The sequence below is a fragment of the Clostridioides sp. ES-S-0108-01 genome (assembly GCF_020662285.1).
Lineage (GTDB): Bacteria > Bacillota > Clostridia > Peptostreptococcales > Peptostreptococcaceae > Clostridioides.
In genome coordinates this window covers 13841-40557 of record NZ_JADGMN010000006.1, presented here as the reverse complement: position 1 = coordinate 40557, position 26717 = coordinate 13841, and the positions used below count along the sequence as shown (strand labels likewise).

The 26717-nt window shown below is 28.1% G+C and carries 38 protein-coding genes; 30 read left to right on the top strand and 8 right to left on the bottom strand.

Annotated elements, in window-relative coordinates; all coding sequences use genetic code 11:
- Positions 1-166: 166 nt before the first annotated feature.
- The 3 genes from IR152_RS07530 (at position 167) to IR152_RS07520 (ending at position 3811) form a co-directional block, all read left to right on the top strand.
- Positions 167-841, top strand: a complete 675-nt coding sequence (locus tag IR152_RS07530) for an O-methyltransferase (protein ID WP_227451167.1) — start codon at positions 167-169, stop codon at positions 839-841.
- Positions 828-2075, top strand: a complete 1248-nt coding sequence (locus tag IR152_RS07525; RefSeq protein ID WP_227451166.1) for a peptidase U32 family protein — start codon at positions 828-830, stop codon at positions 2073-2075. Before IR152_RS07530 ends, IR152_RS07525 begins: the two co-directional genes overlap by 14 nt.
- Positions 2076-2146: 71 nt before the next feature.
- Positions 2147-3811 carry a peptidoglycan D,D-transpeptidase FtsI family protein gene (locus tag IR152_RS07520; RefSeq protein WP_227451165.1) on the top strand — a complete coding sequence of 555 codons (1665 nt, stop codon included), beginning with the start codon at positions 2147-2149 and terminating at the stop codon, positions 3809-3811.
- 98 nt (positions 3812-3909) lie between these two features.
- On the opposite strand, the gene IR152_RS07515 is transcribed toward IR152_RS07520, so the two are convergent.
- From IR152_RS07515 to IR152_RS07505, 3 genes are all read right to left on the bottom strand, one after another.
- Entirely contained in the window at positions 3910-4194 is a 285-nt protein-coding gene (locus IR152_RS07515; RefSeq protein ID WP_227451164.1) for a sigma-70 family RNA polymerase sigma factor, read from the bottom strand.
- Between the two features lie 22 nt (positions 4195-4216).
- Positions 4217-5734, bottom strand: a complete 1518-nt coding sequence (locus tag IR152_RS07510) for a recombinase family protein (RefSeq protein ID WP_227451163.1) — start codon at positions 5732-5734, stop codon at positions 4217-4219.
- A gap of 201 nt (positions 5735-5935) precedes the next feature.
- Complete coding sequence (locus tag IR152_RS07505; protein WP_227451162.1) at positions 5936-6157, bottom strand: helix-turn-helix domain-containing protein; 222 nt, start codon at positions 6155-6157, stop codon at positions 5936-5938.
- A 731-nt stretch (positions 6158-6888) separates the two neighbouring features.
- Between IR152_RS07505 and IR152_RS07500 the strand changes: the two genes are divergently transcribed.
- Positions 6889-7044, top strand: a complete 156-nt coding sequence (locus IR152_RS07500; RefSeq protein ID WP_227451161.1) for a hypothetical protein — start codon at positions 6889-6891, stop codon at positions 7042-7044.
- Positions 7045-7062: 18 nt separating this feature from the next.
- On the opposite strand, the gene IR152_RS07495 is transcribed toward IR152_RS07500, so the two are convergent.
- On the bottom strand, positions 7063-7431 hold the full coding sequence (locus IR152_RS07495; RefSeq protein ID WP_227451160.1) for a helix-turn-helix domain-containing protein: 369 nt from the start codon (positions 7429-7431) through the stop codon (positions 7063-7065).
- Between the two features lie 458 nt (positions 7432-7889).
- Complete coding sequence (locus IR152_RS07490) at positions 7890-8186, bottom strand: hypothetical protein (protein WP_227451159.1); 297 nt, start codon at positions 8184-8186, stop codon at positions 7890-7892.
- Between the two features lie 134 nt (positions 8187-8320).
- On the opposite strand from IR152_RS07490, the gene IR152_RS07485 reads away from it, so the two are divergent.
- The 3 genes from IR152_RS07485 to IR152_RS07475 are packed head-to-tail and all read left to right on the top strand — an operon-like array spanning position 8321 to position 9284.
- Positions 8321-8506: a hypothetical protein gene (locus IR152_RS07485; protein WP_227451158.1), complete on the top strand. Its 186-nt coding sequence runs from the start codon at positions 8321-8323 to the stop codon at positions 8504-8506.
- Positions 8507-8520: 14 nt separating this feature from the next.
- On the top strand, positions 8521-9141 hold the full coding sequence (locus IR152_RS07480; RefSeq protein ID WP_227451157.1) for a Bro-N domain-containing protein: 621 nt from the start codon (positions 8521-8523) through the stop codon (positions 9139-9141).
- 2 nt (positions 9142-9143) lie between these two features.
- Positions 9144-9284 carry a hypothetical protein gene (locus IR152_RS07475; protein ID WP_227451156.1) on the top strand — a complete coding sequence of 47 codons (141 nt, stop codon included), beginning with the start codon at positions 9144-9146 and terminating at the stop codon, positions 9282-9284.
- Between the two features lie 15 nt (positions 9285-9299).
- Here IR152_RS07475 and IR152_RS07470 read toward each other — a convergent pair whose 3' ends face one another.
- Entirely contained in the window at positions 9300-9689 is a 390-nt protein-coding gene (locus tag IR152_RS07470) for a helix-turn-helix domain-containing protein (protein WP_227451155.1), read from the bottom strand.
- Between the two features lie 194 nt (positions 9690-9883).
- Here IR152_RS07470 and IR152_RS07465 point away from each other — a divergent pair, with 194 nt between their 5' ends.
- From IR152_RS07465 to IR152_RS19995, 3 genes are read left to right on the top strand one after another with little or no spacing between them, the layout of a single operon-like run.
- Entirely contained in the window at positions 9884-10039 is a 156-nt protein-coding gene (locus IR152_RS07465) for a hypothetical protein (protein WP_022616189.1), read from the top strand.
- Positions 10040-10052: 13 nt separating this feature from the next.
- Entirely contained in the window at positions 10053-10793 is a 741-nt protein-coding gene (locus tag IR152_RS07460; RefSeq protein ID WP_227451154.1) for a Bro-N domain-containing protein, read from the top strand.
- Positions 10794-10841: 48 nt separating this feature from the next.
- On the top strand, positions 10842-10970 hold the full coding sequence (locus IR152_RS19995; RefSeq protein ID WP_003429810.1) for a hypothetical protein: 129 nt from the start codon (positions 10842-10844) through the stop codon (positions 10968-10970).
- Between the two features lies 1 nt (position 10971).
- Here IR152_RS19995 and IR152_RS07455 read toward each other — a convergent pair whose 3' ends face one another.
- Positions 10972-11151: an Arc family DNA-binding protein gene (locus IR152_RS07455; RefSeq protein ID WP_003429811.1), complete on the bottom strand. Its 180-nt coding sequence runs from the start codon at positions 11149-11151 to the stop codon at positions 10972-10974.
- 135 nt (positions 11152-11286) lie between these two features.
- On the opposite strand from IR152_RS07455, the gene IR152_RS07450 reads away from it, so the two are divergent.
- From IR152_RS07450 to IR152_RS07365, 18 genes are all read left to right on the top strand, one after another.
- Complete coding sequence (locus IR152_RS07450) at positions 11287-11466, top strand: hypothetical protein (RefSeq protein WP_022619349.1); 180 nt, start codon at positions 11287-11289, stop codon at positions 11464-11466.
- Positions 11459-12259, top strand: coding sequence for an ORF6N domain-containing protein (locus tag IR152_RS07445; protein WP_227451153.1), 801 nt, complete (start codon positions 11459-11461; stop codon positions 12257-12259). Before IR152_RS07450 ends, IR152_RS07445 begins: the two co-directional genes overlap by 8 nt.
- A gap of 44 nt (positions 12260-12303) precedes the next feature.
- Complete coding sequence (locus IR152_RS07440; protein WP_227451152.1) at positions 12304-12921, top strand: hypothetical protein; 618 nt, start codon at positions 12304-12306, stop codon at positions 12919-12921.
- Between the two features lie 68 nt (positions 12922-12989).
- The gene (locus tag IR152_RS07435) at positions 12990-13208 is read left to right on the top strand and encodes a hypothetical protein (RefSeq protein ID WP_009894510.1); all 219 of its coding nucleotides are present in this window, start codon (positions 12990-12992) and stop codon (positions 13206-13208) included.
- Positions 13209-13322: 114 nt separating this feature from the next.
- Positions 13323-13484: a hypothetical protein gene (locus tag IR152_RS07430; protein WP_227451335.1), complete on the top strand. Its 162-nt coding sequence runs from the start codon at positions 13323-13325 to the stop codon at positions 13482-13484.
- A gap of 42 nt (positions 13485-13526) precedes the next feature.
- Positions 13527-13964: a hypothetical protein gene (locus IR152_RS07425; RefSeq protein WP_227451151.1), complete on the top strand. Its 438-nt coding sequence runs from the start codon at positions 13527-13529 to the stop codon at positions 13962-13964.
- Positions 13965-13975: 11 nt separating this feature from the next.
- Complete coding sequence (locus IR152_RS07420; protein WP_227451150.1) at positions 13976-15139, top strand: DUF2800 domain-containing protein; 1164 nt, start codon at positions 13976-13978, stop codon at positions 15137-15139.
- Between the two features lie 17 nt (positions 15140-15156).
- Complete coding sequence (locus IR152_RS07415) at positions 15157-15492, top strand: hypothetical protein (protein WP_227451149.1); 336 nt, start codon at positions 15157-15159, stop codon at positions 15490-15492.
- A gap of 52 nt (positions 15493-15544) precedes the next feature.
- Entirely contained in the window at positions 15545-16138 is a 594-nt protein-coding gene (locus tag IR152_RS07410) for an RNA polymerase sigma factor (RefSeq protein ID WP_227451148.1), read from the top strand.
- Positions 16139-16167: 29 nt separating this feature from the next.
- A complete protein-coding gene (locus IR152_RS07405) occupies positions 16168-16740 on the top strand; it encodes a DUF2815 family protein (protein ID WP_227451147.1) in 573 nt (190 codons plus the stop codon).
- Positions 16740-18698 carry a DNA polymerase gene (locus IR152_RS07400; protein ID WP_227451146.1) on the top strand — a complete coding sequence of 653 codons (1959 nt, stop codon included), beginning with the start codon at positions 16740-16742 and terminating at the stop codon, positions 18696-18698. The genes IR152_RS07405 and IR152_RS07400 overlap by 1 nt, the downstream gene beginning before the upstream one ends.
- An 11-nt stretch (positions 18699-18709) precedes the next feature.
- Positions 18710-21127, top strand: coding sequence for a virulence-associated E family protein (locus tag IR152_RS07395; protein ID WP_227451145.1), 2418 nt, complete (start codon positions 18710-18712; stop codon positions 21125-21127).
- Between the two features lie 281 nt (positions 21128-21408).
- Positions 21409-21735, top strand: a complete 327-nt coding sequence (locus IR152_RS07390) for a VRR-NUC domain-containing protein (RefSeq protein WP_227451144.1) — start codon at positions 21409-21411, stop codon at positions 21733-21735.
- A complete protein-coding gene (locus IR152_RS07385) occupies positions 21684-23063 on the top strand; it encodes an SNF2-related protein (protein WP_227451143.1) in 1380 nt (459 codons plus the stop codon). Before IR152_RS07390 ends, IR152_RS07385 begins: the two co-directional genes overlap by 52 nt.
- Positions 23064-23078: 15 nt before the next feature.
- Positions 23079-23216 (top strand): hypothetical protein, encoded by a 138-nt coding sequence (locus IR152_RS07380; RefSeq protein ID WP_165487342.1) that lies wholly within the window; start codon positions 23079-23081, stop codon positions 23214-23216.
- Complete coding sequence (locus tag IR152_RS20275; RefSeq protein ID WP_227451142.1) at positions 23209-23688, top strand: sigma-70 region 4 domain-containing protein; 480 nt, start codon at positions 23209-23211, stop codon at positions 23686-23688. The genes IR152_RS07380 and IR152_RS20275 overlap by 8 nt, the downstream gene beginning before the upstream one ends.
- 282 nt (positions 23689-23970) lie before the next feature.
- On the top strand, positions 23971-24648 hold the full coding sequence (locus IR152_RS07370; RefSeq protein ID WP_227451141.1) for a Bro-N domain-containing protein: 678 nt from the start codon (positions 23971-23973) through the stop codon (positions 24646-24648).
- 58 nt (positions 24649-24706) lie between these two features.
- Positions 24707-24868, top strand: a complete 162-nt coding sequence (locus tag IR152_RS07365; RefSeq protein ID WP_227451140.1) for a hypothetical protein — start codon at positions 24707-24709, stop codon at positions 24866-24868.
- 27 nt (positions 24869-24895) lie between these two features.
- Here the strand turns inward: IR152_RS07365 and IR152_RS07360 are convergent, their stop codons facing one another.
- Positions 24896-25096, bottom strand: coding sequence for a KTSC domain-containing protein (locus IR152_RS07360; protein ID WP_227451139.1), 201 nt, complete (start codon positions 25094-25096; stop codon positions 24896-24898).
- A gap of 142 nt (positions 25097-25238) precedes the next feature.
- Between IR152_RS07360 and IR152_RS07355 the strand changes: the two genes are divergently transcribed.
- Positions 25239-25592: a hypothetical protein gene (locus IR152_RS07355; RefSeq protein WP_227451138.1), complete on the top strand. Its 354-nt coding sequence runs from the start codon at positions 25239-25241 to the stop codon at positions 25590-25592.
- Positions 25589-26200, top strand: a complete 612-nt coding sequence (locus IR152_RS07350; protein ID WP_227451137.1) for a hypothetical protein — start codon at positions 25589-25591, stop codon at positions 26198-26200. The genes IR152_RS07355 and IR152_RS07350 overlap by 4 nt, the downstream gene beginning before the upstream one ends.
- The last annotated feature ends 517 nt before the right edge of the window (positions 26201-26717 follow it).

Sequence of the window (26717 nt, the reverse complement as noted above, 5' to 3'; positions counted from 1 at the left end):
GATTATAAAAAGTCTAACAGGGTAAAAATAATGTTGGGCTTTTTTATTGAAAATTGTTATTCTTAGATTTATAATAAAGAAAGTGTAAATATATATAACAATATGAATTTAAAAAATAATAAATTAAGACAAAACTTGAATGTTTATTATTTTAGGGAGTGTTTTTATGAGTAATATAGTTAATGACTTAATTGAAGATTATATAAGGGTGACATTAAAAGAAAAAGAAGGATTTTTAAAAGATTTGGAAATTTATGCAGAGGAAAATAGTGTTCCTATAATACATAAAGAAGTTTCAGATTTGTTAAAAGTATTATTAAAGGTTCAAAAGCCAAAGAGAGTTTTAGAAGTAGGATGTGCAATTGGTTATTCTTCTATTTTTTTTGCAAGTATTATAGGAAAAGATGCAGATATAATAACTGTTGAGAGAAATGAAAAAATGATAGAAAAAGCAAAAGAAAATATAAAATTAGCTGGATTTGACAATAACATAACCATACTAGAAGGAGATGCAGAAGAAAAACTTAGTCAAGTCCAAGGTGAATTTGACCTTATATTTATAGATGCAGCTAAAGGTCAATACAAGCTATTTTTTGATTTAGTTATAGATAAATTAAAAGATGGCGGACTTTTGGTATCTGATAATATTTTATATAAAGGTATGGTTGCTCATGATGATTTTGTTGTAAGAAGAAAAAAAACTATAGTTAAAAGAATGAGAAGTTATTTAGATTATATATGTAATTGTGACTATTTAAGTACATCATTGATACCAATAGGTGATGGTGTAGCACTAAGTTATAAAGAAAGTAAAAGAGGTGACGTAGATGGAATTAAATAAGGTTGAACTTTTAGCTCCAGCAGGTGATTTGGAGAGATTGAAAATAGCTATAACGTATGGAGCAGATGCTGTTTATATAGGTGGAGAAATTTTTGGAATGAGGTCCGCTGCAAAGAACTTTAGTAAGGAAGATATGGCAGAAGGAGTAGCTTTTGCACATGAAAGAGGTAAAAAAGTATTTGTAACAGTAAATATAATACCTCATAATGAAGATTTTCTACAATTAGAAGACTATTTGTTGGAGTTAGAAGAGATAGGAATAGATGCAGTTATAATAGCTGACCCAGGAGTGCTTAGTGTTATTAAAAAAGTAATTCCGAATATGGAAATACATTTAAGTACACAAGCAAATACAACTAATTATTTAAGTGCAAATTTCTGGTATGAGCATGGAATAAAAAGGGTTGTAGTGGCAAGAGAGTTATCTTTTGATGAAATATCTGAAATAAGAGCAAAAACACCTTTAGATATGGATATAGAAGCGTTTATGCACGGAGCTATGTGTATATCTTATTCTGGTAGATGTTTAATAAGCAACTATATGACTGGAAGGGATGCAAACAAAGGTTCTTGTGCTCAATCTTGTAGATGGCAATATCACTTAGTTGAAGAAAAAAGACCTGGTGAGTATTTCCCAATATATGAAGATGAAAGGGGTACATTCTTTTTTAACTCAAAAGATTTATGTATGATAGAGTATATACCTGAATTAATCAAATCTGGTATAACAAGTTTAAAAATAGAAGGTAGAATGAAAACTTCATACTATGTAGCTACTGTTGTAAGAGCATACAGAATGGCAATAGATGAATTTTACAAAGACCCAGAAAACTGGAAGTTCAACCCAATGTGGATGGAAGAGTTAAAAAAAGGTAGCCATAGACATTTTACATCAGGCTTTTACTTGAATAAACCAACAACAGAAGACCAAAATTATCAGTCAGCATCATATGTTAGAAACTATGATTTTATAGGTATAGTTAGGGAAACAGAAGATGAAGATGGTCTTATTGTAGTTGAGCAAAGAAATAAAATGTGCGTTGGTGATGAAATAGAAGTTATGGGACCATATAAAGAAACTATGTTTACTAAAATTGAAGAAATGTATAATGAAGAAGGAGAAGCTATAGAGTCAGCTCCTCATCCTAGACAAATAGTGAAATTAAAGTTGTCAGTAAAAGTTGGTAAAGATTATATGCTTAGAAAAGCTATAGAAGAAAAGGTTGAGGAATAATAAAAATTTGATAAAGATAGTATTAGCCCCTTAGAAATTGTCAATAATGAAATTATCTAAGGGGTGATTTCATGTCAAAAAAGAAGACTCCATTTTTGAAAAAAGTGGGAAAGAGAAGCTGGTATATATTTACTATAGTTTTAATAATTTATAGTGCTTTAATTTATAGGCTAGTTGATATACAAGTGTTAAAAGGTGATAAATACAAACAAAGTGTTGAATCACAAAGTATTGAGAAAGTAGAGTTAAATAGTGGAAGAGGAATAATCTACGATAGAAACAACAAGAAGCTTACAGATATAAGTAAGTCTCAGGTATTGGTTGTTGAAAAGGAAAAATTAAATAATAACTATAAAATTTTAGAGCTTATTAAGAAAGCTACTGAGATGGATGATTTAGATATATATAAAGCCGTACAAGAGCAATTAACACGCCCTATAATACAGATTCAGACCAAAAATATTGATAAGAGTATGAAAAAAGAACTTGAGAAAAATGGAATAATGGTAGAAGAAAAAACTATGAGATACGCAAAAGATGGTTTATTATCACACACAATAGGATATATAAAAGAAGATGATAAATCAGGTCAATCAGGAATTGAAAAAAGTATGGACAGTGTGCTTAGAAATTCAAATGAAAAGTATATAAGTGCTTTTAAAGCTGGAGATGCAGGAAATGAAAAATCCCTAAATATACTAAAGGGAAGTGTAAAAACTGTTGATAATAAGGATAAAGATACACATCTAAAAACTACCATTGATTATGATATTCAAAAAAAATTAGAACAGATACTAAATAAAGAAGAAAACCCTACAGCAGTAGTAATATCGGAAGCTTCTACAGGTGAAATTCTTGCAATGTGTTCTAGACCTAATTTTGACCAAAATGACATATCAAAAAGTTTAAAAGGCAAAAATAGGGAATTTGAAAATAGAGCTATAAAGGCGACATATCCACCAGGGTCTGTATTTAAAATGGTAGTTTTATTTTCTGCACTTGAAAATGGTATTGTAGATGAGAACTATACTTATAATTGTACAGGAAAGACTAAAGTTGGGAATACTAATGAAATACTAAGATGTAATAAAAGAGATGGTCATGGTTTCCAAAACTTAAGACAAGCTTTTTCTAATTCATGCAATCCTGCATTTTTAGATATAGCCATGAAACTTGGAAAAGAAAAGATACTTAAATCTGCTGAAAAATTACATTTATTTGAAAAAGTTAATATTGGTCTTGATGAAGAAAAAATTAGAGAAGCTCCAAAAAACATATCAATAAGAAATTTAGCTATAGGTCAAGAGAATATAGAATTTACACCACTTCAAATAAATCAAATGACTCAAATAATGGCTAATAATGGGACATTCAAACCATTATACCTGTATAAAAGTCTTGTGGACAATGATATGAATACAATAAAAACTTATAAGTCTGCAAAAAAGGAAGAACTTATTTCTCCTTATGTATGTACACAAGTTAAAGAATATATGAAGTCTGTGTCTAGAGTTGGTACAGCTAAAGACTTGAAAGATATTGAGGGTGGATGTGGAGTTAAAACTGGTACAGCTCAAAGTAGTTTGAATAAAAAAGCAATAGACCATGGATGGATAACTGGATTTTATCCTGAAGAAAGACCTAAATATGTAATAACTGTATTAGTAGAAGGAACTCAAAAAGGAAATAAATCTGCAGTACCTATATTTAAGGAAATATGTGAAAGTATACAATAAAATTATGTACTATAAAATTTAAGGATATACCGTAACTTTGATTTTGAGATAGAAAGTTTTGTCTAATAATGTACGATATATCCTTTTAAAATATAGTATTAACTTTCTTGAACAAGCTCTTTTTCTAGTTTTTTAAGAGCTTTTTTTTCGATTCTAGATACATATGACCTCGATATATCGAGTTTTTGTGCAATTTCTCTTTGCGTCTTATAGCCATAAGGAGTTAACCCATATCTTAACTGGACAATTTCTCTTTCTCTAGGAGTAAGAATATTGTTTAGTTGTTCATAAAGTTTTCCAACTTGAACTTTTAGCTCAACTTCATCAAGAACATAGTTAGCTTCTGTACCAAGTATATCTAAAAGGCTTATTTCATTACACACTACTCTTTATATGTTGTTGGTATTACTGGTCTTCATGTAATTTTAAATGAACCATTAATTCAAAAGAATCTAGCTTTTGTTCTTTGGACTTATAATAAACTGCTTTATCAATTACAGATTTTAGGAGTTTATTTTTCCCAAGTGAATCTGAATCATGGTAAAGTGATAGTACAGTTTTAATATCTTCTATTATCTTAGCATTGTCTTTTTTAACAGTATTTAATTTATTTTTTACTGTCTTAATTGAATCTTTAATTTCTTCAGTTCTTGAACTTATATTATTTGACCTTTCAATAAATGTATCTTCATCATATATTCCTCGTTCTAGTAAATCATATAACTTATTTTTTTGCTTGCCTAATTCTTTTAATTCAGTTTCTAAGCCTTTTAAAACTCTTTTTTGAAATTCTATATTACTATCTTTATTATTTTTATCTAAGTCTAAATCAAATGCTTTTAATTGATATTTTTTTACAGTGTCTTCCAAAGATTTTAAAATGGCAGCTTCAATAAATTCAAATCGAGAACTTTTATTGCAACCAGGATGGTAACAAATTATATAGTCATGGTCTGCATATGGTCTATATACTAATGGTCTACCACAATTTTTGCAAATCACTATTCCTGCAAGTGGATTTTTTATTTGATTACCATAGCTGACATGACCATTTTTTTTTAGTATATTTTGAGCCTTTTTCCATGTTATTTCACTTATTAAAGGTTCATGCTTTCCTTTTGCTTCAATCCATTCATCTTTAGGTCTTACTTTAACTGTTTTTATTTTATTTGGATTTTTAGATTTTTTATAGTCTTTTTTTTGCCACTGAATGTAGCCACAGTAGACCTTATTTTTTATTATATTTGTAATTGCAGAGTTATACCAATTAGCACCTGTAGCAGTTTTAATGCCTAAGTTATTTAGGTATTTTGATATTTTACTACAACCCATATCTTCATTAATATATAAGTCAAAGATAGTCCTAACTACATCAGCATCCTTATTTGGTACAAGTATTCTTTCTTTTCTACCAGTTGTTACAGCATCATATCCAAATGGAGCAGAGGTTCCTATGAAATTACCTTCTTCAACTGATTTTATTCTACCTCGTTGCATTCTTCTTGATATAAGTTTTAATTCTTTTCTTGCCATAAATGCTTCAAATTCTGAATACTCTTCATCAAATTCATCTGTTAGGTCATATGTTTTTCTAGGTGTTATAATTTTGGTTTTACTTTCTTTGAATGTTTCTAGTATGATACCTTGGTCTTTCATGTCTCCGCGTCCAAGTCTATCTAAATCCATTACTAAGACTGCATCATATTTATTTTCTTCTACTTCTTTTAGAAGTTCAAGCATTTTAGGTCTATGTATTATACTTTCACCAGAAACTAATTCTTCTTTTATCTCAATTACATCTAAGTTTTGTTCTTTTGCTAGTTTTAATAGAGTAGATTTATGTCTACTTAAAGTTTCATATTCTCCTTGTTTTTCTGCTTCTTCATCAGCACGAGATTTTCTTAAGTATATAGCAACACTCATAATAAGTAATCACACTCCTTAACTACTATTATATATTATATATACATTTATTGTGTATAAAAAATTATAGAATATAATTCAAGACATTATTGAAAAACTAAATAATGAAACATACTAAAAATATACTATATTTTTAGTATGTTTATTTTTTTTGTTGAAAAGGAAGTAATATAAATACATTTTATTTTTAATCTTTATTCCTTATTTAAAATTGTTTCTTCTTTTCAATTCTTCATCTATAAAATGACAAGATAATAAAATTGGACTAATTTCTAACCCAATTGATAAATCAACTATAGTTGCTATTGTAATATTTTTATATTTATTTCTTTCTAAATCAGATATATACTCTCGACTATAGTTAGTTCTATTCGCTAGTTCCTTTTGTGTCAATCCTTTTAAAAGTCTTAAATCTTTTAGCATATTCATTTCCTCCTAAATTTATTATAGATAACCTATTTTTTGCATATAGAAAAAAACAATGCGGTTAATAGCAACATTTTCATGTGGAAATTTGTGGTAGAATGTAGTTAAGAATATTAAAAAATTTTATTTTGAAGGTCTATAAATACAGACCAAATAATTTGTAAATTATATGTAAAAATAATGTAAAAAATTGTAATAAAAAAATCAAAAATAAAATCAAAAAGTAAAATAGTGGGAGATTTATTCTAAACAATTTATGTAAATAACGCTAGTTAATAGATAATGCGTTCTAGCTATAAGTAGATTACGCTAAATGATAGTTTGAAACTGTGGATAATGTGGATAGTTTTAAAATTAAAACTAAAGTTAGTAGAGATATAGTTTTTTTGTGGGTTGAAGTAAGTTTAGGAAGTCTATATAATAGATTTACAAAGTAATTCTTAAAAACTTAAATAAGATATTTGTCAAAATAAATTTACTAGAGTTGTAAATTGGGTAATTTTTATACCTATTTTTCCGAACAAAAGTTCTATAAATATTAATATTTCTTAATTACATATAAAATCAAGCAGTAAAACTGATTAAAAAAGGTAATAATATAAAAGAGACGATTACATATAGTGTATTTAAAAATAAAATGATTGGTGGTGTTTAATATTAGGTGTGTTTAAGTGTATATCTATAATATGGGGGTATTATAAAGTATTTACGAATGGAGGAATGTAGTAATGGATAAAGAAAGGGTAAAATTAATTGATGATGCAGAAAAGCTAGCAAACATAGGAATAAATCAAATTTTAAAATTTAGGGACGCATTAGATATAGAACATTTAAAGTACATAAATATAGTTGCAACAAATTTAAAGCCAAACATAAAAAAATAGCCACCCTTTTGGGTGGTTTTATTGTGTCATATTTTTCATTAAATTTATGAGAAATTCTTTTTGTTCATCACTTAGTTTGCTAAAAGTAAATAATATATTTTTCATAAACTTATCGTCTTCATTTATAATGTCAGTTGCTATTTTTAATACCTTTTCATTTTCAGAGAACTCTATAAACATTTCCCCTTCACCAGTTAAGAGCCATTCTTTATTAACATTATATGCTTCACAAATATCATCAATTACTCTTTCACTTGGCGTTAGTGTAGATTTTGGAGATAATAATTTTGATATGTATGATTGGTCTACTTTTATTCTGTTAGCAAATTCAATTTGTTTTATATTTTGAACTTCTAATATTTGTTTAATTTGATTACTAATTGACATTTTCTTGACTCCTATCATATTTTTCTATAAAAATATTTATTTTTTTATTTGCAGATATTAAACTAGTACAAATTTTTTTATCATTTAAGTTTAATTTTGATTTAATTGTTTCCTTATTGTTATTTATATACATTTGGTAGCTTTTGAGTAGTTCAATAATATTTTCTAATGTCACTTCAGTTCTAAGAAAAATAAAATATTTATCTTCAAATAAATGGTTATAGTTTTTCGTTATAAAATCACTAAAATCTAAGTTTGAAAAAGCTTTTAATTTTTTTAAATTCTTAAAATCTTTTAACCATAGATAGTTCCCCTATATTTCTGGATTAAATAAATCCAATACCTGTGTATATATTTTTTCATTTACATAATTTATTTCTTCTTCTTTTAAAACATTTATCGTATCTTTTAAAGAAGAATCGAACCATTCACCATCAATATTTTTCTCACTAAATAGATTATGTATTTTTTTTCTCTAATTTAAATCTATCAGAAACTGGTTTTGATATAAATACATTATAATGAATTGAATTTTCAATATGTGGAAACACACATCTTACCACTTGTCTTATTCCTGAAATTCTTTTAAATACATTGAGGGAAGTTCCTATTTTACAAACATTGAAGCCTTCGATATTTAAAATATAGAGATATCCTATATTATCTGTAATTCCATCTTTAGTGAGTAAATTTAGTTTTACATCATCTTTTTGTGTTACTTCACCATAACCATCAAATATATATTTAATATTCATGTTTATACCTCCTTCTTAATGAATAGTTTATTATAGTGACTTGAATAAGTCAATAAAAAAGATGAAAAAATCCATTGACAATATGATTTAATCATAATATAATATGAATTAATCAAGCGAATGGAGGTGCTGAAATGAAAACACAAAAAACGAATCATCATTTAAATAATTTGATTTTAGATGATGATGACAGAAAGCTTATTCAAATGACTCTTTTGTTTAAAAAGTTAAATTTAGAACAACAAAATTATATCTCTGCAATGGCAGATGGTATGAAAGTATCAAATGAGCTTTTAGAAAAATCAACTATAAATAATTAAGGGGGAAATAATTTATGAGTAATAACTTAATGGTATTTGAAGGAAAAGAAGTAGAAGTGTTTGAGTTTGAAGGTGAAATTTTATTTAACCCATATGATTGTGGAACATGTTTAGAACTTACAGAAAGTGGAGTAAAAACAGCATTAAGTAAAATGAATGATAAGCAAGTGATAAAACTTACAAATTCTAAAGTTGCTAAGTACAACTTTAGAAAGTTACATAATACAGGTGAGAATTTTTTAACTGAGAGTGGGGTATATAAGTTAATCTTTAAATCTCAAAAAGAAGAGGCTGAAAAATTTCAAGATTGGGTTACTGATGAAGTATTACCATCTATTCGTAAAACGGGTACATATAGTAAAAAAACTAAAAATGTTAAAGATGAATCAGAAATAAAATACATGAATGCTCAAGCAAGATTAAAAAATGCAAGAGCGAGGGAAGCAAAGATTTATTTGGAATTAGCTGATAAAGTAGATATAAAAGAATATAAACAGATTATGTATTCAAAAACTACTGAATTACTTTCTGGAGAAACATTAATACCATTACCTAAGATGGAGAAAAAAACTTATTCAGCTACCGAGATAGGTAAGATGTTAGGTATCTCAGCTAATAAAGTTGGAGGAATGTAGCAATGGATGAAGTTGAAAATGTAAAATCTAAAGAAGCTAAAAAAGCTAAAGAATTTATTGAATTATTAAGTATTCTAAAAGTTGCTAATAAAGATAAGTTTTTAGAATCCAAAGGTTTGTTAATGGGCTTAAATACAAAATAAAAAAACAGAGTAGTGTTACTCTGTTTTTTTATTTTCACTATCTGCTTCTTCTATTGATGACAACATAAATTTTTTAACTACATTTCTCATTTCATCATCAAGTTTCAAATACATTCTAGTCATTTCTTTTATTTCTTCATCTGCATCAATTCCTTCTAATAAATCAACATATTTATCTCCAGAGCCATCTAGAAGCCAATCTTTATTAATTCCATAAAAATTATATAAGTCATCTAAGATTCTGTTTGTAAAATTTTTAGCACCTGTTTCAAGACCTGCTAAGTGACTTCTTGAAATCCTAAGACTTGATGCAAAATCAGACTGTGTGATTTTCTTCTCTTCTCTGATTTTTTTTAATCTAGAACCGATTTCTTTATTTTTTTCTTTATTTGTTTTTGTTTGCATTTTATAGCCCTCCTAGAGAACATTATATAATAAGAAAAGTTCTTTTGCAACAATAATGAAACGAAAATGTTCTTTTTGAAAAAATATATAAAACACTATTGCTTTTTGTTCGAAAAGAACCTATAATGAAGTTACAAAAGTTCTTAAAGAACAAATTAAAGTTCTTAAAGAACTGCAAAAGGAGGAGATATTTTATGAAACTTTCAACAGAAGAGCAAAAAAAACACAGAGATGAGTTTATTAGTAATATTGATAAATTGAAGAAGGCTAATATTTATGCTTTTTTCGAAGCAAAAGGACTAGTAAAAGGTATACTTGAAAATAAAAAATCTGAAGATACAAAGAACTAGGGAGGAAGAAATTATGAGTAATAATTTACAAATATTTAAAAATAATGATTTTGGAGAAATAAGGGTTATAGAATTAAATGGAGAGCCTTGGTTTGTTGGTAAAGATGTGGCAGAGACATTAGGATATAAAGATACATCTGATGCTTTAAAAAGACATGTTGATGATGAAGATAAAGGGGTAGGTGAAATACCGACTCCTGGGGGTAATCAAAATATGAAAATAATTAATGAAAGTGGTCTTTATTCTTTAATATTAAGTTCTAAGTTATCAACTGCTAAAAAATTTAAACATTGGGTAACGAGAGATGTACTACCATCAATAAGAAAAACAGGTACATACAGCACTAAATCTAAAGATGACTCAGAAATAAAATACATGAATGCTCAAGCAAGATTAAAAAATGCAAGAGCAAGAGAAGCAAAGATATATCTGGAATTAGCTGACAAAGTAGATATAAAAGAATATAAACAGATTATGTACTCAAAGACTACTGAATTACTTTCTGGAGAAACATTAATACCATTACCTAAGATGGAGAAAAAAACTTATTCAGCTACAGAAATAGGTAAAATATTAGGAGTTTCAGCTAATAAAGTTGGAGGATTAGCAAATGCTTACAATCTAAAAACAGAAGAATATGGTATTAAAGTGTGGGATAAAGCTAAATATTCAGATAAACAAGTACCTAATTTTAGATATTATGAGAATGTAATTCCAGTTCTAGAAAAAGCACTAAAAAGTTTTGAAAACTAGCACTTTGAAAACTAAATACAGAATATTCAAAAAGAGGTGATTTAAAGGTTGAGTAATAGAAAGAAGTATACCTTGAGTATTACGAAAGAATTATACAATAAATGTAAAGAAAAAGCTAATCAAAGAGGTATGTCAGTGAATGATTACATACTATCAGTGATTAGCAAGAGTATATAAATTATTCTTCAATATTAATTTTAATTTCTCCTTTTCTTTGCTCATAATCTTCAATATGTTTTTTTATTATTTGTTCAATTTCCTTATTAGCAGAACGACCTTCGCTTTCAGCTATATATTTAATTTTTTCAAGCAGAACTCTGTTTATTCTTAAAGTGTATTTAGGTAGTGAAGTTGACATAATAATACCTCCTTTTTAAAGTCTAAATGATGTCATTATTATATCATAAAAATAATTTATAGAAAATCTATAAAATATATTGACGGCATAAAGACGGCGTGATATTATTAAAACAAGAAAGGAGTTGACGGCAAAATGAACTCAAATAAAAAGAGAATAACTGTTAGGATGCCAGAAAAATTAAATGAAGAAATAACGAAAAAATCAAAATACTTAGGGTTAACTAAGAACTCATTTATATTAGATATACTATGGAAGGAATTTGAGTTATTAGAATATAGAAGTTATAAAAAGGAGATAGATAAACATGAATAACTTACAAGTAATAGAAAGAAATAATGAGAGAGTTCTAACTACACAACAATTAGCAGATGTATATGAAACTGAAATTAGAAATATAAGTAACAATTTCAATAATAATAAAGAGAGATTTATTGAAGGTAAACATTATTTTTGTCTGCAAGGTGATGATTTAAGGGCATTTAAACGCGATTCATATAATATAGGAATTGCACCTAATGTAAACAAACTTTATCTTTGGACTGAAAGAGGAGCAAACAGACACTGCAAAATATTGGATACTGACAAAGCTTGGGAGCAGTTTGATAACTTAGAAGAGTCTTACTTTAACAAAAAGAAAGATACTTTAATTACAAATCAATTAAGTCCAGAACTACAACTGTTTAAGCAAATATTTGATACTGTAGCAAAACAAGAAATAGAGCAAAAACAAATAAAACAAGATATAACAGAAACTAAACAAGAAATAAAAAGCATAAAAGATGTTGTTACATTGAATACAACTGATTGGAGAGAGGAAACACGCAAGTTGATAGTATCAATGGCACAAAATTTAGGTGGAAATGAATATATAAATACTCTTAGAAAAGAAAGTTATGAACTTCTTTGTAAAAGATTTAATGTTGACTTGAAGCGAAGATTAAATAATAGAAGAAGTAAAATGGCAGAAAAAGGTGTATGCAAGTCTAGAAGGGAAAAATTTAATTACCTGGATGTTATACAAGAACAAAATTATTTAATAGAAGGTTATGTAATTGTAATAAAAGATATGGCTATTAAATATGGAGTTTTTATGGAAAAAAACTAATTAATATTATTAATAAAATTAAACAATATAGGAGGAATAAGAAAATGGAAGAAAATAGCAGAATAGTAAGTGCTGTAAATGAGGATATAGTGAGTATTGGAGTTGATGGTGAGATGCATTTAACAGTTAAGGAATTGAATATGATAGATGATTTCAAGAAAGCTATGAATGGTGTTAACAATGAGATAGCTAATGACTATGCTCTTTTAGAAATGGATAGAGATATTTTAGATAAAATTGCATTAAATACAGCTTTGAACTATAAAAAAATGAATTTTGAGTATTCAGAAATGGATGAAAAACTCTTTAATGATTTTACTTTTGAGTTTATGTTAAAGTTCTTTGGTGATATAGAGGAAGATGAACTAATCAAATATCTTGTTTATATAGGAGAAGAAAGTCATGAATTGAGTGATAGAGAAAAGATATTTTATAAAATAGTAGATACTCTTGATACTATAGCTGACATTAAAATTTCAGATAAAAATAAGATAGAAAAAGAAGTAGGTATGTGCATAGGTGAAGATAATTATATAACTTATTGCATAGCTGAAGACTTAATAAAATTTTATATTAAAGATGAAGAAGAACTAGCTATAGATAAAAATAGTCCTCTGCTATATATGTTAGATACACTATTTTATGAAGTACATGAAGATTAAAAATTGCAATAATTAAATAAGTATAAGACAAGTTTATGAGTTCATATTTTATAACAAGGGGTGATGTTATGAAAATACTACAACAATTTAAACCATACAAATATGATGAAGAAAAAAACATAGAATATGATGAAAAAATTATAGCTAATCAAAACACAGAAGTTTATATAGTATATCCACGTATATCTGATGAAGAGAACAGGAGAAGATGGAAAGAGTTTGATGAAGTAGCCAAAGAAGTAGCTATTAATATAGCAATGAAGAAAGCTGAGACAGTAGAAAGTTAAGAAAGTAGAGAAGTTGCTAATACTTAGCACTTTCTCAAAGAAGAAAATTGGACAACTATTTTTAAACAACTAGGAATAAATAAGCGATAGTATGTTTGAAAGGAGGTGATGAAATTGCTTAGTTTTGATATTAACAATAAGAACATAGTAACACTTAAAAAAGATGGTAAGTCTTTAGCAGATATAGTATTTAAGGATGTTGAAACTGGTAAGAAAATATCAGTTGGAACATTAAATAAAAAAAGTGCTGGTCAAAGTAACCAACACACAAAATAAAAAAAGTTAATAAAATTATAACATAAAAAGGAGAGATTTAAAATGGTTGAAGTTAATGTAAATGTAAAAGTTAAAGTGGAAGCACCAGAATTCACAAATGCACTATTAGTAGTAGCAAATGCTTTGGGAGGACTTAATCTAGGGCAAGCAATGCAGATAAAACCTATAAATATAACAGATATAAAAGAAGAGAAGAAAGTTGAAACTAAGAAAGCTGAAAATACTAAAAAGGTAGAAGTAAAAGAAAATGTTAAAGAAGAAAAAACAGAAGTCGAAGAAGAAGTAACAGAGAATAATGAAAATACAACTAGTGAGATTAAATACACAAAAGAAGAGGTAAGAAGTAAGGCAGCACAAGTAAGTAAGGCAGGCAAGAAAGATAAGCTTAAAGAGTTATTTGGTGAATTTGGAGCTAGTAAGTTAAGTGAAGTAAAAGAAGAAGATTATACAGCTTTTATGGAGAAATTAGAAAGTTTATAGGAGGTACATAAATGGCACAACATGCAAGACTTAGTGCAAGTGGAGCACATAGATGGCTTCACTGCACTCCTAGTATAAAATTAGAAGAAAACTATCCATCATCAACTAGTATATATGCAGAAGAAGGAACACTTGCACATGAATTAGCAGAAGTTAAATTAATGCTAGAGTATGAAAAAATAAGTAAAAAGGCATATAATGCAAGAATTAAAAAGATACAGAAAAGTGAGTACTATAACTCTGAAATGGAGGACTATATACAATCTTATGTTGAGAATGTAGTTGAATTAGTAAATGATAGTAAATCTATATGTGATGATGTAATAGTAATGTTAGAAGAAAGACTCGATTTTAGTGAGTGGGTTCCAGAAGGATTTGGAACAGGAGATGTTGTTGTAATATCTGATGGAATACTTCAAGTTATAGACCTAAAGTATGGAAAAGGTTTAGAAGTTTCAGCTATAGAGAATCCTCAACTTAGACTATATGGTTTAGGGGCATATAATCAGTTTGAAATGCTATATGATATTGATTTAGTTAAAACAACAATAATTCAACCCAGACTTGACAACATATCAAGTGAAGAAATAGAAGTTACTAAATTACTTACATGGGCAGAAAATGTTAAAGAGAAGGCTCAAATGGCTTTTAATGGTGAAGGGGAGTTTGTAAGTGGTGACCATTGTGGATTTTGTAGAGCTAAAAATGATTGTAGAAAAAGAGCTGAGGATAACCTTAAACTAGCTAGAAAATATGATTTTGCTGACACATTTACTCTTAATAAATATGAGATAGCAGATATTTTAGGTTTTGCTAAGAATATTCAAGATTGGTTAAAGGATGTTCAAAGTTATGCACTAGAACAAGCTGAAAAGCATGGTGTTAAATATCCAGGATATAAGCTTGTAGAAGGTAGAAGTAATAGAAAATATGTAGATGAACAAGAGGTTGCTAATGTTTTATTAAATTCAGATTATGATGAGGAAAAGATTTATAAACCAAGAACATTAAAAGGAATTAGTGATATGGAAAAAGCTATAGGTAAAAAAGACTTTGTTAATCTACTAAGTGATTTAATTATAAAACCAGTTGGCAAAGCTACTTTAGTTCTAGAAAGTGATAAAAGACCAGAAATTAATAGTATAGATTCAGCTAAAAAAGACTTTGGAATATAAATTAGGGGGTGTGTTATATGTCATTAGATGAAGCTACAAAAGATAAATTGGAAGAAAGTATAAGTACAATTTTAGATTTAAAAGAAAGAAAAAAGAGTATTGAAGAAAATTTAGATTATGAAAAAGATAATTTATTAGACATGCTTAAGAGACTAAATATTACAGAGTATAACTCAATTGAAGAAAATGCAAAAGCTATAGTGATGGATTTTAAAAGAGAAAGTTTAATAAAGGATAAAGTGATGTCAACTTTCTTTGAAGTGAATGACAATCATCTTGATAGAGTGTATATATCAGAACATATAAAAGTTAGTCCAGTGTGCTTTGTATCAGTAAGAGCGAAGGATAATTAAAAATATTTAATTCCTAGTAGCTCTAAAAAGATTTAAAAGGGGATATAATTTTATGAGTAATCAAGAAATAATTAAACTAGTACTAAAATTCAAAAATGGAAATGAATTAGCATTTGAAACATTACTAAGAGAGTTTGATAAAGAAGTAAAGATAACAACCAATATATTGTTAAAAAACAATAAAAATAAAACGTATATAGACAAAGATGACTTAATTCAATCCGGATATATAGGATTGTATGAGGGAATAAAAAATCTGAAGACAGAAGGAGAGACTTATCCTAAAGCATACTTTAAGAAATGTATTAGATACAAAATGTATGCTTATATTAAAAGTCAGTTAAGAAAGAAACATACATTTTTAAATGAGGCAAGTTCTATAGAGCTAGAACATTATAAACTATTTTCTAACAACAATACACTAATAGAAGATGAAGTAATAAACACAGATATTTCAAAAAAAGTGATTAATTATATTAATTATTTACCAGAAAAGCAACAAAAGGTAATGAGATTATATGCAGAAGGTTTTGAGGTTATACAGATATCTAAACTATTAAAATATAAAAGAAAAAATGTAGAAAATAATGTATACACTGCAAAAAAGAATTTAAGAGAATTATGTTTAGATAATATCTATTTATAAAATATAAAAATATTAGGAGGAGAAAAATTATGAGTAATTCAGTACAATCAACAAAGGTAGTAACAGGAAAGGTTAGATTAAGTTATTGCAACATCTTTAAAAGTAGAGCAATGGTGGAAGGTGCAGAACCTAAGTATTCAGTTTGTATTTTAATACCAAAATCAGATAAGGTGACTTTAGGAAGAATAAAGAAGGCTATTGATGTAGCCAAAGAGCAAGGTAAAACTTCTAAATGGGGTGGAAAGTTACCAAGTAATTTAAAAACACCTCTTCGTGATGGAGATGCTGAAAGAGCTGATGAAGCAGAGGAATATGTAGGAATGTATTTTTTAAATGCAAATAGCACTCAAAAGCCAGGAATAGTTGATAAAGACTTAAATGAAATATTAGATAATACAGAAGTATATAGTGGTTGTTATGGAAGAGTTAGTATAAACTTTTTCCCATATAATAGTGCAGGAAATAAAGGGATAGGTTGTGGCTTACAAAATGTTCAAAAGTTAGCAGATGGAGAAGTACTTGGAGGAGCTAGAGCTAGTGCAGAAGCAGATTTCTCAGATGACTTTGAATATGAAGATGAAGAAGAGGACTTCTTAAGTTAATGAGGACCTTATCAATTGATATAGAAACATATAGTGATTTAGATATAAAAAAAGTTGGAGTCTACAGATATGTAGACTCTACTAATTTTGAGATACTGTTATTTGCCTATGCTTTTGATAATGAAGATGTAAGAGTTATTGATTTAGTAAATGCTGAAGAGTTACCAAAAGAAGTAATAGAAGCTTTGAATGATAATAAAGTTATAAAATCAGCATTTAATGCTAATTTTGAAAGAACAGCAATAAGTAAATTTTTAAATATTAATTTAAAACCAAATGAGTGGTCATGTACAATGATAAAAGCATTAACACTAGGACTTCCAGGAAGTTTAGATAGTGTGTCTAAGGCTTTAAAGTTTAATGAAGATAAACAGAAAATGAAAGAAGGTAAGGCATTAATACAATATTTCTGTAAACCTTGTAAGGCTACAAAAGTTAACAAGGGAAGAACTAGAAATTTACCAATACATGATATGGAAAAATGGAATAAATTTAAAGAATATTGTAAACAAGATGTTGTAGTTGAAAGAGAAATAAGAAACAAACTTAGTAAGTATAAGACTACCGAAAGAGAAATTAAATTATGGTATTTAGACCAGAGAATTAATGATACTGGTATTAAAGTGGATACAGAGTTAATAGAGAATGCAATAGAATGTGATAAAAGATATACTGAAAAACTTACAAAAGAAGCAATTAAAATAACTGGTCTAAATAATCCAAATAGTCCAGCTCAATTAAAAAAATGGTTAAGTGATAAAGTTGGCTTTGAGATTACAAGCCTAACAAAAGAAAGTATTCCAGAAATATTAAAACAAGTTGATGATGAAAATGTAGTTAGAATTTTAGAACTTAGGAAATTAATGTCCAAAACCTCTATAAAGAAGTATGAGGCCATGAAACTAGCTAAAGGTAATGACAATAGAGTAAGAGGTCTACTACAGTTTTATGGGGCTAATAGGACTGGTAGATGGGCAGGAAGATTAGTACAAGTACAGAATTTACCACAAAATCATATAGAAGATTTAGACCTAGCTCGAAATTTATTAAAAGAAGGTGACTTTGATTTAATAGAGCTTTTGTATGATAGTGTACCAGATGTCTTAAGTCAATTGATAAGGACAGCTTTTATACCAAGTGAAGGTCATAGATTTATAGTATCAGATTTTAGTGCAATAGAAGCTAGGGTTATAGCATGGCTTGCTGGTGAGAAGTGGAGATTAGATGTGTTTAATTCTCATGGAAAAATATATGAAGCTAGTGCCAGTCAGATGTTTAAAGTTCCAATAGAAAGCATTAAAAAAGGTTCTGAACTTAGACAAAAAGGAAAGCTAGCAGAATTATCGAATGGATATGGTGGGAGTGTAGGGGCTTTAATTTCTATGGGAGCTATTAAAATGGGGCTTAAGGAAGAAGAACTTCAACCTATTGTTACTGCATGGAGAAATGCTAATCCAAATATAACTAAGTTTTGGTGGGATGTAGATAAGGCAGCTAAAAAAGCCATAAAAGATAGGACTATAGTAAAACTCCAACATGGGATTAAATTTATTTATAATCCAGGAGTTTTATTTATAGAACTCCCAAGTGGTAGAAGATTATCCTACTTAAGACCTAAGATAGAACCTCATACTACGTTTAGTGGGGATAAGATAACATATGAAGGCATGGAACAGACAAGTAAACAATGGAAAAGAATAGATACCTATGGACCTAAATTAGTTGAAAATATTGTTCAAGCTACAGCTAGAGATTGCCTAAGAGAAGCTATGTTTAATGTAAAAGATGCAGGTTATGACATTGTAATGCATGTACATGATGAACTTGTACTTGATGTAGATAAAAAATATGGTTCTTTGGAAGAAGTTAACAGAATTATGGGAAAAGAAATCTCTTGGGCTAAAGGACTTCCACTTAAAGCAGATGGATATGAATGTGATTATTATAAGAAAGACTAGGTGATTAATTTATGGATGTAAAGGCCAGTGAAATTGAACACATAAATGTAAGACATGATGGCCAACTCATGCTGGCCATAGGAAAAAGTAAGTTAGAAACTCATTGGAAGAATAAAAGTATTTTATGGTCCGAACTTGTAAATAGATTAAGTAAAACATTAAGAACTCAAGAAACATATACAGAATATAGGAAGATGTCAAAGACTGAAAAAGATAGAGTTAAAGATGTTGGTGGATTTGTAGGTGGAAGCTTAAAAAATGGAAGACGAAAAGCAGAGAATATTGCAAATAGAAGTATTATAACTTTAGATATAGATTATGCGAATAAAGATATATGGGAGGATATAACATTATTAAATGATTATGCTTGTCTTATGTATTCTACGCACTCACATACTGAGAATAATCCCAGATATAGACTTGTAATACCTTTAGCTAGACCAGTACTACCAGAAGAATATCAAGCAATTTCCAGGATGATAGCAGACACTATAGGAATAGATATGTTTGATGATACTACATATCAACCTCATAGACTTATGTATTTTCCCAGTACTTCAATTGATGGAGACTATATATTTAAATTTCAAGATGGAGAGTTTTTAAACCCGAATGAAATACTAGATTTATATTTAGACTGGACGGATGTAAGCTATTGGCCAGAAAGTTCAAGAGAGAGACAAAAGTTTAATACACAATTAAAAAAGCAACAAGACCCTATTGAAAAGGATGGAATTATAGGTGCATTCTGCAGGTCCTATAGTATAAAAGAAGCTATAGAAACTTTCTTAAATGAAATATATATACCTGGTATTGATGAAACCAGGTATACATATGCAGAAGGTAGTACAAGTGGTGGAATAGTTATTTATGATGACAAGTTTTCCTATAGTCATCATGGTACAGACCCAGCAAGTGGAATTTTATGCAATGCTTTTGATTTAGTTAGGATACATAAATTTGGTGAACTTGATGAAGATGCTAAACCAGAAACTCCTGTAAATAGATTACCTTCATTTACTCGAATGAGCGAATTTGCAAGCAGTGACACTAAAGTACGAAAGACTATAGGTAGAGAAAATATTGATAAGGCAAAGGATGATTTTGGAGATATAGATTTTGAGGATGATGAATGGTTAACTAAGTTAGAATATGACAATAAAGGAAGCTATAAGAAAACAACAAACAATATCTTAATGTTTATAGAAAATGACCCCTATTTAAAAGGAAAAATAGCCTATAACGAATTTTCAAATAGAGCTGTTGTTTTAGGTAAGTTACCTTGGAGAAAAAATGATAAATTAAATGATTGGAATGATAGTGATGATTCTGGGCTTAGACATCATATAGAAACAATCTACAATATCTCATCACCGTCAAAAGTAAATGATGCTCTAGTAATTGCTTTTGAAAATAATACTTTCCATCCTATAAAAGATTATTTAAATTCTTTAAAATGGGATTGTATTAAGAGAGTGGATACACTTTTAATTGACTATTTGGGTGCAGAAGATAACCACTATACAAGGACTATAATAAGAAAAGTTTTAGTAGCAGCAGTAGCAAGAGTATTTAATCCAGGAATAAAGTTTGATAATATGATGGTTTTATCTGGACCTCAAGGAATAGGAAAAAGTACTTTTATTAAAAAACTTGGTGGAGACTGGTACTCTGATAGTTTAACTACTGTACAAGGGAAAGAAGCGTATGAACAATTACAAGGAGTATGGTTGCTGGAAATGGGTGAAATGATGGCTACTAAAAAAGCAGATATTGAGGCAGTTAAGCATTTTCTAAGTAAATCAGAGGATATATATAGGGTTGCATATGGGAAGAGAACATCAAGGTTTTTACGCCAATGTGTAGTTATAGGAACAACTAATGATAAAGAATTTTTAAGAGATAAAACCGGTAATAGAAGATTTTGGCCAATAGATACAGGAGTAAATAAGATTAACAAGAGTATATTTAATGGCCAACTTGATAATGAAAGAAATCAAATTTGGGCAGAAGCATTAGAATTGTATAAAGCTAATGAACAGTTATATCTATCAGATGAGGAGAAAAAAGAAGCTGAAAGACAACAAAGAACTCACTCAGAAGAAAATGCTAAATCTGGAATTATCGAAGAGTATCTAAATAAACCTATTACTAAGAATTGGTATGATTTAAGTATTTCAGAAAAGAGAGAATATATTCATGGTTCAGATTTTGGTGATTTAAAAGAAGGGACAATATTAAGAGAAAAAACGTGTGTTATGGAGATATGGGTTGAGCTATTTAATGGAGAACCTAAACAACTCACGCCTATCTTATCAAGAGAAATTAATGATATATTAAAAGGATTAGATGATTGGATATCATATAATGGAAATTTAAGGTTTGGGAAAATATACGGTAGGCAGAGAGCTTATGTACGTAAATGTTAGTGTCAACAGAATTAAAAACAGAGTAAATTTGAAAATTTTAAAAGTGTCAACAATGTCAACAAAAAAAATGGCTTTGTTGACGCTTATGTTGACACCTAAGATGCAGTAATTACAATGTTTGAGGTATTAATGTCAACAATGTCAACAAAAATTAAGTATAAAGTAGTATAAGTAATATTAGGCATATATGTATATACATATGCATGCCTAATATGTATATATACATATATATAGAAAATCTGTTGACATTGTTGACACTTAAATTTTAAGGAAGTGATATTTTGTTAGAATCAAAAATAGAAAAAAGACTTAAAAAAGAGATTGAGTTGTTAGGTGGAAAGGCTATGAAGTTTATTTCACCAGGGGAAGCAGGTGTGCCAGATAGGATTGTCTTGTTACCAGAAGGACATGTTATATTTGTAGAACTTAAAGCACCAGGTAAAAAACTAAGGAAGCTTCAACAGTATAAAATGCGAGAATTAAGAGAGTTAGGATTTAAAGTTAAGTGTGTAAGTACATTAAAAGAGATAGAGGATTTTATCAAGGAGGTTAAGGGATGGAATTTAAACCACATCCATACCAAGTATACACAATTAGAAAAACTATAGATAATAATAATATAGGTTTACTATTAGATATGGGATTAGGTAAAACAGTTTGTACTTTAACAGCTATAAATGAATTAATGTATGATTACTTTGATATATCAAAAGTTTTAGTTATAGCACCTTTAAGAGTTGCAAGAGATACCTGGAGTAGTGAAGTAAAAAAATGGGAGCATCTAAGGCATCTAAAAGTATCTAAAGTTCTTGGCAGTAAATTAGATAGAGTGAGAGCTTTAAGTACAGATTCAGATATTTATATAATAAATAGAGAAATGGTATCTTGGATAGTGGATTTTTATAAAAGAAAATGGCCATTTGATATGGTTGTGATAGATGAACTTAGTTCTTTTAAATCAAATAAAGCACAACGATTTAAAAGTTTAAAGAAAGTATTGCCTTTAACTAAAAGAGTAGTTGGGCTTACTGGTACACCAACACCAAATAGTTTAATAGACTTATGGGCACAGATGTACTTACTTGATAGAGGTGAAAGACTAGGTAAAACTATTACAGGATATAAAGAACGATACTTTGAACCAGGACAAAAAAATTATCAAACAGGAGCTATATATAGTTGGCAACCTAAAAATGGAGCAGAAAATGCAATACATAATAAAATAAAAGATATTTGTATAAGTTTAAAAGCAGAAGATTATTTGAATATGCCTAGAAAAATAGATAATAAAATTGAAATACACCTTGATAGGAAAATACTTAAATATTACAAAGAACTAGAAAAGGAGAAGATATTAGAATTAGATAAAGATATAATAACAGCTTCGTCGGCAGCTGTAGCAGCAAATAAACTTTTACAATTAGCTAATGGAGCAATTTATGATAATGATAAAAATGTAAAGGAACTCCATAGAGAAAAATTAGAAGCTTTAAAAGAAATTATAGATGTTTCAAATGGTAAGCCTATTATAGTTTTTTATAACTATAAACATGATTATAATCGTTTAATGAAAGAGTTTAAGAGTTTGAAACCAAGAACAATAGAAAACTCAAAAGATATATATGATTGGAATAATGGCAAAATACAATTATTATTTTGTCATCCAGCAAGTACAGGGCATGGGCTTAATTTACAATCAGGTGGAAGTATAATTGTTTGGTTTGGATTAACTTGGAGCTTAGAACTGTACCAACAAGCTAATGCAAGGCTTTATAGACAGGGTCAAAGGGAAACTGTTATTATCCATCATCTAATCTGTAAAGGTACAATAGATGAACAAGTAATGGAAGCTCTAGAGAATAAAGATAAAGGACAAAGTGCATTACTTAAAGCAGTAAAAGCTAAGTTAAAAGAATATGGGGGAGTGAGAATATGAAAGTAAAAAGAAAAGATGGAACTTATAAGCCCAGGTAAAATTGTAAGATGTGCTTGGTGTGGTAGAAGATTTTATAAGTTAGATAACTCTAAAGTTGAGTATTGCAGTAGAAGTTGTTCGAAGAGAGCAAGAAGGAGTGATTTAAGTGGATAAAGAAAGTATAAAAGAAATTGTAAGAGAGTTAAGAAAAGAAGAAAGAGAAGATAGGAAAAAAGGCGTTTTATATAATACTAGATTATTGATGAAGCATTATAATGATTTTAAGAGACATATAGACTCAGCGGTAAGTGAAGCTAAAGATGTAGATTATTTAGAGGATGATTTAGGTAAACTTGATAATGAAGAGTTGTATATTTTAAGTATAAAGAAAAGTAAAGCAAGAACTATTATTATGATAGCACATATAGACTCAGCAATGAAAACTTTGAAATTAAGACAAGAGCGTTTACATTCTTATGAAAAGTATAGAGCTTTAGAGCTTTACTATTGTGATGAAAAAACATATGAAGAGATAGCAGAGCTATTAAATTGTGGAGTAGTTACATCAAGACGTTGGATTAATGAAATGGTAAAAGAACTTGGAGTATATTTATTTGGTATAGATGGCTTGAAATTAACTGTTTGATAAATACATGATAAAAAGATGATATTTTAATGATATTTAACCCCTGTTATAATGGTAGTATGAAACAAGTGTATAATATATTCCCCCTTGAAAAAGGCTAAGTTACCCCAACTTAGTCTTTTTTATTTTGTAAATAAGGAGAATGATAAATGAGTAATTCATGACTTAGAGTGATTTCTAGGTCTTTTTTTATACAATTTTAATCCCTCATATTGAGGGGGCGAAAATAAGGGTGTTCAAATTGAATATTCTTTATTAATAACTAATTTAGGAGGTAGTAGTATGTTGAAACTTTTACAAGAGAAAAATGTAAGGATGATATGGTCAAAAAATGGAGAAGAAGTTTGGTTTAATGCAAATGACGTAGGAGAGGAACTAGGCATAGTAAATATTCGTGATACATTAAGAAATATAGATAGAGAATATAAAAAGAAATTTAATGAGTCTACTGTCGGAGATTCCTACACTAGAAACTTTAAAGAGAAATTGCCTAACTTTGGTACTACTTTTGTTACAGAAGAAGCTGTGTACAATATGTCATTTAGAAGTAATAAAGCAGAAGCAAAACTATTTACGAAGTGGGTTACAAAAGCACTTAAACAAATTAGAATACATGGTTACTATATTGCCACAGAAAAAGATCAAGAATGGCTGGATATAAGAACAGAAGGTAAAAAGGTCAGAAAAGATTTTACAGATGAAATACAAGAGTTTGTATATTATGCTACTGGTCAAGGAAGTAATAAACCTCAGATGTATTATAAACATTTTACTGAACTTGTAAGAAAAAAATTAGGTATACCAAAGGGTGTAAAAAGAGATGAGTTAAATCAAAGTGAATTGTTTGATATACAAGCACTTGAAAGAATTATATCTATGAAGTTACCTAAGTTAATAGATAAAGATATGAATTATAAAGAAGTATATAAAAAGATTAAGGAATTAATAGAAATGATTTAAATGACTATCTTTATAGATGGTCTTTTTTTATACAATAAATTAAAAGGAGAATTATATAATGGAGAAAAAAGAAATTGAAGAACTGAGTAAAATATGCGAACCAATACTAGAATATTTGAAGAAGAAATATACTCTTTATAATAGTATTGTTATTTCAACAGATGGAATAGAATTATTATCTACAGAAATGTATATACCAATAAAACATCAAAACGACTAATTTATCAGATTAGTCGTTTCTTGTTAATTAAAGCTTATGATAAGGATGTATCTTATCAAGTCTTGATAACTCTGAACCTAAAGATGGAGAACTTAAGAAGTTTTGATATTCTGTTTCACTTACATTTAAATAAACATAAGTTACTCCATTATGAAATTGAACATATAAAGTGTTGTTTTCCCAACCAACACTTCTAATTCTCCTTGATGAAACTGGCATCATGTTCATAGTTTAACACCTCCTTTCAGTAAAATTTTAGCATAAAAACAAGGCCTATTCTGTAATTGTCGAACGATTATTGGAGGATATTATGTTTTAATGTAGAAATTTAGAATTACATAGGAATAATATCTTTTAGGGGGAATAAGTTATGGCAAAAGTAGGGGTTTCAATTTATAGTTTAAGAGTATTGGATTGTGATGAAAAAGATAAGTCAAAAAAATTTAAAAATCTAAATAAGATTACTGAGGATAAAAGTTTTCTAGAATTAATGGTAGATTTATTTAAAGGCTCAGATAAATATAAAAACCTAAAAAAAGAAGAAAGGCTTTTTAAAATAGAAAATAACGGAATAATAAAAACTTTTTGTAAAGATGGAATAGAACTTTATAAATATGTAACAGTAAAAGTTAGTAGTGGTAAATATGGAGATGTTTCAGATTTTATTGAGATAAAAAGTAATAAAAAAAATATAGAAGAACTATTAATGATGCTGAGGTTATGAATTTTTATTTTCAAATAGCCATCCCTTTAGGGAAAGCAAGTACTAGAGGAATTATATTATTTGAAAATATAAGTGGGAAAGGTATAAAAACAATCATACAGAATGAGATAAATGAATATATTAGAAATGATTTAAATTTAAATTTAGGAATAAGTATAAAACCTTTGGCCACAAAAGAATATATTGAAAGGTTATTTGAAAAAATAAATATAAAGAAAATAACATTTATGGGATTTGCAAAAGATAATAATAATGATTCAGCTTTAGATGAAGATAGAGGTGTTAGAAGCTTTAAGTCATCAGAATATACTTTAAAATCTCCAGTAATACCCAATATAGGGGCAAAATTGAAAAAATGTGTTAATGATTCAAAGGAAATTAGTAAAATAGTAGAGTTTGATGATTTCAAATATGATAATATAAAGATAGATATCAGAAATGATAGAAATAACAGAACTATTGACCTTAGCAAGTTATCTGAGGTATTGATGTATGAGGACATTACTGAGAAAGTTTTCTTATTACAACAGATAAACGAAAGTGAGCTATTAAAAGAACTTAGTTCATTATGTTATTATTATTTAAAGGAAATGAGACTGATTAGGTAGAAGGTGTTTCCATGTATAATTTTATAGTTTCAATTGTTAGTAATTTTAAACAGAATTCTTTCATATATATACTTGTAGTATTTACAATTATAGTTATCTTGAACATATGTTTCGAAACTAATTTTTCAAATATTAAAGATATAATTAAAGGCCATTGGAACATATTTAGAAACTCTAAGGGGAAAATTCCATTAATAATATTAATTAACTATATATTTTTCCCTATCTTGATATCTATAGGTGTTTCTATATTAGTTCCAGTTAATGATGATATATTGGATAAAACCCTTGTAATTTATTCGATACTTTTAACTATGTTATTTACAACACTAACTCTTTTAACCAATTTTTGTTTTCAAGTAAAAAATGAAAAAATTCCTCAAAATGAAATAGATTTAAGAGTATTAGTTAAAGAGACTTACTATACAGTAATGTATGAGATATTAAAAGCTTTGATAATAATATTGTTATGTTTTATAAATAGCTATTTCAAAAGTAATGTATATGTTTTTTATTT